Origin of the sequence: Algoriphagus namhaensis (assembly GCF_042649705.1) — a bacterium.
Taxonomy (GTDB): Bacteria; Bacteroidota; Bacteroidia; order Cytophagales; family Cyclobacteriaceae; genus Algoriphagus; species Algoriphagus namhaensis.
In genome coordinates, this window is sequence record NZ_JBHRZS010000002.1 from 383183 (window position 1) to 392998 (window position 9816).

Annotated in this window: 7 protein-coding genes and 1 tRNA gene; 6 read left to right on the forward strand and 2 right to left on the reverse strand. The window is 41.1% G+C overall.

Annotation, left to right across the window (positions count from 1 at the left end):
• Positions 1-19: 19 nt before the first annotated feature.
• Both ACFOSV_RS01770 and ACFOSV_RS01775 read right to left on the reverse strand, forming a co-directional pair.
• Positions 20-1348 carry a trigger factor gene (locus ACFOSV_RS01770; RefSeq protein WP_377902759.1) on the reverse strand — a complete coding sequence of 443 codons (1329 nt, stop codon included), beginning with the start codon at positions 1346-1348 and terminating at the stop codon, positions 20-22.
• Between the two features lie 84 nt (positions 1349-1432).
• Positions 1433-1514 (reverse strand) — tRNA-Leu (locus tag ACFOSV_RS01775).
• Between the two features lie 148 nt (positions 1515-1662).
• Here ACFOSV_RS01775 and ACFOSV_RS01780 point away from each other — a divergent pair.
• From ACFOSV_RS01780 to ACFOSV_RS01805, 6 genes are all read left to right on the forward strand, one after another.
• A complete protein-coding gene (locus ACFOSV_RS01780) occupies positions 1663-3876 on the forward strand; it encodes a RelA/SpoT family protein (protein ID WP_377902761.1) in 2214 nt (737 codons plus the stop codon).
• 54 nt (positions 3877-3930) lie between these two features.
• On the forward strand, positions 3931-4407 hold the full coding sequence (locus ACFOSV_RS01785) for a Fur family transcriptional regulator (protein ID WP_377902763.1): 477 nt from the start codon (positions 3931-3933) through the stop codon (positions 4405-4407).
• Between the two features lie 5 nt (positions 4408-4412).
• Positions 4413-4760: an STAS domain-containing protein gene (locus ACFOSV_RS01790; RefSeq protein WP_377902765.1), complete on the forward strand. Its 348-nt coding sequence runs from the start codon at positions 4413-4415 to the stop codon at positions 4758-4760.
• 152 nt (positions 4761-4912) lie between these two features.
• Positions 4913-6184, forward strand: a complete 1272-nt coding sequence (locus ACFOSV_RS01795; protein WP_377902767.1) for an adenylosuccinate synthase — start codon at positions 4913-4915, stop codon at positions 6182-6184.
• Between the two features lie 85 nt (positions 6185-6269).
• Positions 6270-8594, forward strand: coding sequence for a PKD domain-containing protein (locus ACFOSV_RS01800; protein ID WP_377902769.1), 2325 nt, complete (start codon positions 6270-6272; stop codon positions 8592-8594).
• Complete coding sequence (locus tag ACFOSV_RS01805) at positions 8591-9613, forward strand: PorP/SprF family type IX secretion system membrane protein (RefSeq protein ID WP_377902771.1); 1023 nt, start codon at positions 8591-8593, stop codon at positions 9611-9613. The genes ACFOSV_RS01800 and ACFOSV_RS01805 overlap by 4 nt, the downstream gene beginning before the upstream one ends.
• The last annotated feature ends 203 nt before the right edge of the window (positions 9614-9816 follow it).

Below are 9816 nucleotides of genomic sequence, written 5' to 3' on the forward strand. Positions count from 1 at the left end.
ATATAACGTTTAAAGCAAATTACTTTTCTAAAAGTTCCTTAAACTCATCAATGCTGATTTCTTTATCCTTCAACTTGAGTTTTTCTTTTACCATGGCCAATACCTTGTCGTTTTGAACTGAGGTAAGCATGTTCATATAATTCTGACCTTCTTCACCTTTCAGGTAATTGTCCACAAACATATCCATGCTGTCTTCCATCTGAGAGCCGAGGCCTGAAGCAGCAAATTGCTCACGAACCATTTGCTTAGTCTTTTCGATTACATCTTCGTGCTCTGCCTTGATGTCATTTGCTGTCGCAAGGTGATTGGAGATCAAAGACCAAGTCAATTGACGAGCATATGCAGGATATTCGTTTTCTACATCCTCTGCGCTCACTTTTCCTTGATTTGCCTTCAAAAGCCACTCCTTCAAAAATGCTTCAGGAAGCTCCAAGTTGGCTTTTTCTACCAAAGACTTCTTTAGCTCTTCTTCTGTAAACAGCGCAGCCTCCTTGTTGTAATTGACCTGTAGAGTTTCTTGAACTTTGGCAATAAACTCTTCTTCGCTTTTCACTTGATCTGGACCGAAGATTTTGTCAAAAAACTCCTGATTCATTTCAGCGATTTCTGTACGGTTGATGTTTTTCACCGTGAAATTCAATTCACCGTCCACGTGAGCAAGCTCTTCTTCAGTAAGGCCAAATGCTTCTTCCCACTGTGCTTTCTTAACGTCTTTGGCAGGGAATTCGATTACTGCGTCTTTGGAAACACCGATAAATTTCGCTCCCAATTTTTTGGTCAATTTATCTATCGGGAAAGTAAGAGTTTTGCTCCAAGTTGAATCAGCGTTGGCCAAATCTCCATAAAGATTGTCCCCAGCCTCTGAAATTTCTGGATTAGTGCTATTGCCATATTGAGATTTTAGATTCTCAATGGTCTCATTTACTAATTTATCGTCTACCTTGATCGAGTAGTTGGTTGCTTTGATTTTGGCGTCGAGAGGAAGATCAATATTTTCTACAAACCCGATTTTGTAATCAAATTCAAAATCTTTCTGCTTTTTCCAATCAATATTCTCCTCATTGGATTCCACTGGAAGAGGGTCTCCCAAAATTTTGAAAGTCTGCTCTTTCAGATAATTATTCAAAGATTCTCCAAGTATGGTGTTGATTTCTTCTACCAAAACGGAAGTACCGTACAGGTTTTTTACCATACCAAGCGGAGCCTTTCCAGGACGAAAGCCCTTGATATTGGCCTTCTTTGCGTAGTCTTTGAGTTTGGCATCCACCTTCGGTTGGTAATCTGACTCCTTTAAGTTAATTTTAATAGTAGCCTGATTTGCTGAATGCTTATCTAATGTAATTTCCAAAGCGATATTGTTTATAGATTAAATTGAACTAAAAACCCCCAACCTCATTCTTATTCAGAGCTGAGATTGAGGGTTTGACAGCAGTGCGGATAGAGGGACTCGAACCCCCATGCCTTACGGCGCTAGATCCTAAGTCTAGTGCGTCTACCAATTTCGCCACATCCGCAGTACATATTCCGAGGAAATCGTTATCTCCTCATTGAATTGTGCGTGCAAAGGTAAACATGAAAAGTAAATTTGCAATGGCTCGAAGAAAAAAATATTCCTTAATCGAAAATAATTTTTAGAGTGAAAATTGTTTTAAATTTCATGTCATGATTCAAGTGGACATAGAAGAAGAACGCAAAGAAATTCTGAAGCGGTACAGGCGGCTTCTTCGTCAGGCCAAACCGGTTCTCAAGCCGGGAGATGCCAAATTAATAAAGCGAGCATTCAATGTTTCTCTGGAAGCGCATAAAGACATGCGTAGGAAATCCGGTGAACCATACATTTACCATCCTTTGGAAGTGGCACTGATTTGCGTGGAAGAGATTGGACTTGGGACTACCTCAATTGTTGCCGCTTTACTTCACGATGTGGTGGAGGACACTGATTGGGAATTAGAAGATATTGAGCGCGACTTTGGGAAGAAGGTAATGACCATCATCGATGGGCTGACCAAAATCTCAGGTGTTTTTGAATATGGTAGCTCTCAGCAGGCGGAAAATTTCCGGAAAATGCTCCTGACTCTCTCCGATGACGTTAGGGTGATTCTGATCAAGTTGGCTGATCGTTTGAATAATATGCGAACGCTTCAGAGTATGCCAAGGCACAAGCAATTGAAAATCGCTTCTGAGACGATGTATCTGTATGCTCCACTTGCGCATCGCTTGGGTCTTTATACAATCAAATCTGAGTTAGAAGACTTGTATTTGAAATACACAGATACGGAAACCTATCTAGATATTGTCAATAAAATCCAACAATCTAAATCACTGAGGAATCGTTTCATCAAAAAATTTATCCAGCCTTTGGATGAAGAATTGAGTCGGCAGGCTTTTGATTATACGATCAAAGGAAGGCCCAAATCGGTTTACTCCATTTACAGTAAAATGAAAAAGCAAGGAATACCTTTTGATGAGGTGTATGACTTGTTTGCCGTTCGGATTATACTGGAAAGTGAGTTAGACAACGAAAAAGCCGATTGCTGGCAAGTGTACTCCATCGTCACTGATTTCTATCAGCCAAATCCTGACAGACTCCGTGATTGGATCAGTACTCCGCGCTCAAATGGCTATGAATCCCTTCACACCACCGTGATGAGCAACACTGGGCAGTGGGTGGAAGTACAGATTCGAACCAAGCGAATGGATGAAATTGCCGAACGAGGATATGCCGCTCATTGGAAATACAAAGAAAAAGATAGCAAATCACCCTCAGGTTTGGATGATTGGATTTCGCAGGTTCGGGGCTTGCTTGAATCCAATGAAGCAAATGCCATAGAATTTATGGATGATTTTCGGGGCAATCTTTTTCACGAAGAGGTTTTCGTCTTTACTCCCAAAGGAGACCTGAAAGTGTTACCGTTTGGTGCAACGGCACTTGATTTTGCATTTGAAATCCACACCGAAGTAGGTGCGAAATGCATTGGGGCCAAAGTGAATCAAAAGTTGGTGCCTATTTCGCATAAACTTAAAAATGGAGACCAGGTAGAGATTTTGACCTCAAACAAGCAAAGACCCAATGAAGACTGGCTGAATAGCGTCGTGACTTCGCGGGCGAAAGCAAAAATAAAGGATGCTCTCCGCGAAGAAAAAAAGTCTTCCATACTAGATGGAAAGGAGATTGTACGACGTAAGCTGAAGCAAATGAAAATGCCTTTCAACTCAGAAAATGTTGAAAAGCTGCGGGCATACTATGAATTGAAGACCGCAAATGAATTTTATTACCGAGTAGGGAAGGGGGTCATTGATCCCACCACGATTCGGGCTTTCAAGGAATTTTTAGAAATCCAGAGAAAGAAGCAAAAGGCCATGCAGGAGCGAGTGAAGGACGAATCCTCCTTTACAAAAGAACTGAAGAGTATTAAAGGCCCTGATCACGACCAATTGCTGATAGGGGAGGATATGGATGTGGTGGATTACATTCTGGCTAAATGTTGCAACCCCATTCCAGGAGATGATGTATTTGGCTTCGTGACAGTGAATGAGGGGATCAAGATTCATCGAACTTCTTGTCCAAATGCTGTAGAGCTACTTTCCAATCATGGCAACCGTGTAATAAAGGCCCGTTGGACCAGTCAAAAGGCCATTGCATTTCTAGCAGGACTGCATATTGTGGGTACGGATCGTGTGGGCTTAATTAATGATGTGACTAAAGTGATTTCCGATGAACTCAAAGTCAATATGCGTTCTATCACGGTGGATTCAGATGCTGGAATTTTTGAAGGTACGATTCGACTCTATGTCCACAGCACAAGTCATCTAGATAAATTGATGGAAAATCTCTCAAAAGTGGAAGGGATTCTAAAAGTTTCTAGATTTGATTGATTTCTTTTGAATCTTTTCCAACAACGAAAAGTTATATTACCAAAAAACGTCCAAATGTCGTCAGTTACCTCAAATTTCGAAGAAGTAAAAGTCATTTTCACCGCATACCTAGAGCAGAAAAAACTGAGAAAGACTCCTGAGAGATATGCTATTCTGGAGGAAATATACAGCCGTACGGGTCATTTTGATGTAGAAGGACTTTACATCAGTATGAAAAATAAAAACTACCGTGTGAGTAGAGCCACCGTGTACAATACTCTTGATCTGTTGGTGGAGTGTGATTTAGTTACCAAACATCAATTTGGAAAGAATCTAGCCCAATTTGAAAAATCATACGGCTACAAACAACATGATCACCTCATCTGCACGGAATGCAATAAGGTGCTGGAATTTTGTGATCCACGAATCCAAAACATACAAAATACCGTAGGAGATATTCTCGATTTTAAAGTAATGCACCATTCACTTATTCTATATGGCGCTTGTCAGAAAGTGAATTGTGAAAACAAAACAGCAGACTCCCTCAATTAAAATTCATGGACTTAAAATACAGCTCAAGCAAAGACGATTTTGCAAATTACTTGATACTTGAGGGCGATTTGATCGGAGATCAACTTGGACCAAAACTAGTAGAAGTGGTATCGGATGCCGTAGAAAATGGTGTTCGGACATTTGTCGTAGATCTCAGTAAGGTCCGATATATCAGCTCTAGTGGAATAGGCTTGCTCATTACAATGCTCACTAAAATGCGAAATGTGGATGGAGAGATGTATTTGACTGCTCCGTCAGAGCATGTGAAAAAGCTATTAATCATCACCAAACTGAATAATATTTTCACTGTATTTGATACTTTGGATGATTTTCGAAAGGAACAAGAAAAGTAAGAATTAGGAATTTCGATCCGCTCAGACTGCCTTCCTCAGCGAAGGCTTTTTTTTGATCAACAATAAATACAGCCCATTTCTTGGTTTTCATGAGGCTTATCGCAAATTTCACGCTTCAAAAAGTAAAAATAAACCTATAGACCTGACATCAAATGAAGATGGACGTACTTCTCGGTCTCCAGTGGGGAGATGAAGGAAAAGGAAAAGTTGTGGACGTATTGGCTCCAAAGTATGAGATTGTCGCTCGATTTCAAGGAGGTCCTAATGCAGGCCACACACTAGAGTTTGATGGGATAAAGCATGTGCTCCATCAAATCCCCTCTGGTATTTTTCGCTCAAACATTCTGAATATTGTCGGTAATGGAGTGGTTTTGGATCCAATTATTTTCAAGAAGGAGATAGACGGGCTAGCAAAGTTTAAGATTGATTACCAGAAGAATCTGGTAATTTCTAAAAAGGCAACAATCATCATTCCTACGCATAAGCTTCTAGATGCTGCTTATGAAAAGTCCAAAGGCGATAAGAAAATCGGTTCAACTCTAAAAGGAATCGGGCCAACCTATCAGGATAAAATCGGAAGATCTGCCCTTCGGGTGGGGGACTTGCTGAGCAATGACTTTGGACAAAAATATCAAGCTTTAGTAGAGAAGCATAAGACGATCCTTTCATTCTATGATTACTCCTTAGATGAGCTTCCTGAAATGGAGAAGCAGTTTTTTGATGCAGTGGATTTTGTCAAAGGTCTTAATCTGATCGATAGCGAATACACCGTTAATGAAGCCTTGTCGGGTGGTAAAAAAATCCTTGCTGAAGGAGCTCAAGGATCGCTTCTAGATATTGACTTCGGAAGCTACCCTTACGTAACAAGTAGTAGTACCATGACAGCAGGTGCTTGCACCGGCCTTGGTGTGGCACCATCGAAAATCGGAGAGGTGTTCGGGATTTTTAAGGCATACTGTACTCGAGTGGGTAGCGGGCCTTTCCCAACAGAATTATTTGATCAGGATGGAGAGGATATGCGAAAAGAGGGGAACGAATTCGGGAGTACGACAGGTAGACCTAGAAGATGTGGTTGGTTAGATTTGCCAGCTCTTCGTTACTCGATTATGATCAATGGCGTCACCCAACTTTACATGATGAAGGGGGATGTGCTCAATATTTTTGAAGAAATCAAAGTATGTACCCATTACGAGTTACCTTCTGGTGAACGTATTGACAAACTGAGCTTTGAAATATCAGATCTAGACGTAAAACCTATTTACAAAACCATGAAGGGGTGGAATTGCTCTTTGAAAGGGATCAGGGAGTACGATAAATTCCCTTCTGAATTAAAGGGCTATGTTGAATTCCTAGAGAACGAACTTAGGGTTCCAATCAATTTAGTTTCTATTGGACCAGATAGGGAACAAACTATCATGAGATAAATCAAAGGCCTTTCAATAACGAAAGGCTTTTTTGTTTCTATTGTCTTGTGCTTATTTTTGTTTCTACCCCTAATTAGCCTTTCGGTTGAAAAAATTCCTACTGCCATTAATATTGATTTTTCTGTCTCATTTCGGTTACGGTCAAATCGGCTTTCCGTATTGTGAGACATTTGAAACAAGCAATTCTCAGGAAGCAACCATTTTTGGTGGAGATGCAAGATTGGTGGATGGAGTGCTTCGATTGACCGAAAACCTCACAAGTCAAACTGGCTACGTCTATATAGATATTCCCTTTCCTTCTTTTTATGGGATAAAAGCCGAATTCGAATATTTCAGCTATGGTGGCGACGATGTAAATCGAGCAGATGGCCTAAGCGTTTTTCTTTTTGATGCTGCCACTCAAAATTTCGCACCAGGAGGATTTGGGGGTTCACTTGGCTATGCGCAGCGAAATGACGAGCCAGGTTTGACAAATGCGTATATGGGAATTGGTTTCGATGAGTTTGGCAATTTTGGCAATTCGGCTGAAGGCAAAAATGGAGGATTCCCGGGATCGGGAACTTCTCTAGTTCCAAATGCAGTAGTTGTACGTGGGCCCGGAAATGGCCTAACAGGATACCCTTTTATTATAGGAAGGAAAACACTCGACGCGGGTAATCTGGGCCTGAGTCCTGCAAATACTTTTGAAATTAGCTCAGGGGGCATAGGCACCCAACGTGTCACTGATCCTAATCAAGTAGGATACCGGAAGGTGTTTATAGATTTGGAGCCTGTAGAGCAGGGAGTGGGTTACAATTTTAAAGTAGACATGCTGGTGACCACTACACCCAATAATCCAAGGCGCGTTCCCATTTTTGATCGGGCTTATGCCTTTGAGCCACCACAGGAATTAAAGATCGGTTTTGCTGCTTCGACAGGAGGGTTTACTAATTATCATGAAATCAAGAATTTGGTGGTTCAAGTTTCTGCGGATGATCAACTCCAAAACCCTGAGGGAGTAGATTTTTCAGATATTGCCTCCTGCGAAGGACAAGAAAATACCTATTTCATTACGGATGAAGAAGTCGTTTTGCCCAACGAGGATAGTAGAATTCGCTGCCTTCAGTTTTATGCTTCACTCGAAGATATTGAAGAGGAGACTTCAGACATTTGTTCACAGGCTAAATGTATTGAAGCTAATCGTGAATTGACTTTACCACAGGGGACATTCAGAGCTGGAGACAATTCTGGGGATTTTACTTTTTTCTCAAATGAGGGTTTTACGGATGAGGAGGTGACGGTTTACTATACCATTACCGATAATTATGGAAAGACCTCTTCAGGAAATGCGATGACCTTGACTATTCAAGAGTCGCCTGAGCCTATTGGACTTTTTCTGGAAGGTGAGACGACTTTGATCGATGAGCAAATCATATGTGAGGGTGATGTGCTGTCTTTAGTAGCTCAGGGTGAAGAAGTTTACGAGCGATTTGAATGGTACAGGAATGATGAGCTCATTGAAGGTGCAGGAGCTTTCTCTTACCAAGTATCAGAGCCTGGGGTTTATGAGGTTTTGGGTTATAATAGAAAGAATTGTCCTACGATCTCCAATACTTTGCTGGTAACTTTTCCCAACTATCAATCAATTGCTGTCTCAGAACCACTTGTGGGATGTGAACCAGGTCAATCTGTCAATGCCTTAGATTTTATTCCAGAAATTGATTTTGAAACCTACGACTACCTACTTACCGGCGAAGGTTTGGTATTGGAAAACGAGGAGATTATTGCAATTCCTCTTTCAGGAGAATATTTGCTTCAGTCCAAACCTAGACTCGCAGAATGCTTTGATAGCGGTATAGAAGTAGAGGTGATAATTAGGGAGGAAGAGTTAACTGGCGATTTTGATTTTGTAGTGGCGGGTACTACTATTCGAGGAGATGCTGATGGTGGGATCTTTCCAGATGATGTGATCCAATTCACAGATTTGTCAGAAGAATCTGTGGAATGGCTTTGGGATTTTGGAGATGGGAATTCTAGTACCTTACAAAATCCCACACATGTATATGGTAAGAAAGGAGTATTCCCAATTACCCTGTCAATTACAGATGAATTAGGATGTCAGTTTAGAATAGTAAAAGAATTATCCATAACAAGGAGTTATCGAGTTATGGTGCCAACGGGTTTTACTCCGCAATCCACGGAGAATAAATTTTTTCTACCTAAGCATAAGGGGTTAGTCTCTATTGAGCTTCTCATATTCAATAGTTGGGGGGGGGTGATTTTTCGAACTGATGACCTTCAGACAGAAGGCTGGGATGGACGATTGGATGGCAAACTTATGGATGCTGGTTTTTACGTCTTTCGATTTGACGGGGTGGCTACAGATGGAGAAAAAGTGACTCGAACAGGTAAATTCAAGCTGATCCGATGATGAAGAAGCTTGTAATTTTATTTTTCAGTTGGATACTGATCTTTTCCTCCCATGCACAGGATATTCAGTACAGTCAGTTCTATGCTAATCCATTATATCTAAATCCAGCCTTCACAGGTAGCACTGGGCTGACTAGAGTGGGGTTTAGTTTTAGAAATCAATGGCCTGCACTTGATCAGAGTTTTGTGGCTTATTCAGCATATGGAGATATTTTTATAGATAAGTACAATTCTGGATTTGGCCTGATTGTAAATGGAGCAAGGGAATCGTTCACCCATACCCAGTTGAATGAGGTGGCCCTGAGTTACAGTTACAGATTGCGGCTTGGGGAGTCGAGCTATTTGCACGCTGGTGCGCAAGGGGCCTTCTTGGTTCGTGATGCTTTGTTTGACGACGTTATTTTAGGAACACAATTAGATATAGATCGAGGTATAATTGTTGGGCAGCCTGGTGATGGGTTTGAAGGGGATAGTCAATTGAGTTCTCCAGATGTTCATGCAGGATTGCTCTATTATAATGAACGGATTTGGTTTGGCTTTTCGGCTCACCACTTACTGCGCCCGGAGATTAGTTACCTAGATGCTGAATCGAATACCTTGCCGATTCGCTATTCAGCGCATGGAGGAATTCGATTTGATTTAGCTCCAGGAGATATTAATGATTTTTTTAACAACACCGATCAAGAGCGCTCTTTTGCACTTGCCTTTCATTATAAATCTCAGGGTCCCTATAGTCAGCTGGATCTTGGTGCGGAGTTTTTTTTCGAGCCGTTGATCTTAGGATTCTGGTATCGAGGTCTTCCTACCAAGTATTCTCTTCCTAATAATGAGGCCTTGATTGGTCTTTTGGGTGTGAGTCTAGCGAACGGGATTGAGATCGGTTATAGCTTTGATTTTACTGTATCAAAGCTGGGGCAGTTTAATTCAGGGGGAGCACATGAATTGACTTTACGGTTTACTTTTGATTCTAGGAATCTACGTCGAAGAAATTTCACACCGATGCCTAGTTTTAATTATTAGAGGTGGGCCGAGCTACAGCTAGGAAGGGTTGAATATTTTCCTCTTCATAATCAATGTCTTGAGACTTTTTCTACAATTATTCTTCAATTTCCATTGAAGTGGCAAAAAATAGTGAGATATTTGCGATCCCAAACGGGGGTAGAGAGTGATGAGAGAGAGGATAGCAGGAATATTTTTAAAAAATATTTTTGAAATGAGAGTTG

Coding starts and splice junctions, on each gene's coding strand:
- ACFOSV_RS01780 (WP_377902761.1), top strand. CDS start 1,663: ATGATTCAAGTGGACATAGAAGAAGAACGCAAAGAAATTCTGAAGCGG.
- ACFOSV_RS01785 (WP_377902763.1), top strand. CDS start 3,931: ATGTCGTCAGTTACCTCAAATTTCGAAGAAGTAAAAGTCATTTTCACC.
- ACFOSV_RS01790 (WP_377902765.1), top strand. CDS start 4,413: ATGGACTTAAAATACAGCTCAAGCAAAGACGATTTTGCAAATTACTTG.
- ACFOSV_RS01795 (WP_377902767.1), top strand. CDS start 4,913: ATGAAGATGGACGTACTTCTCGGTCTCCAGTGGGGAGATGAAGGAAAA.
- ACFOSV_RS01805 (WP_377902771.1), top strand. CDS start 8,591: ATGATGAAGAAGCTTGTAATTTTATTTTTCAGTTGGATACTGATCTTT.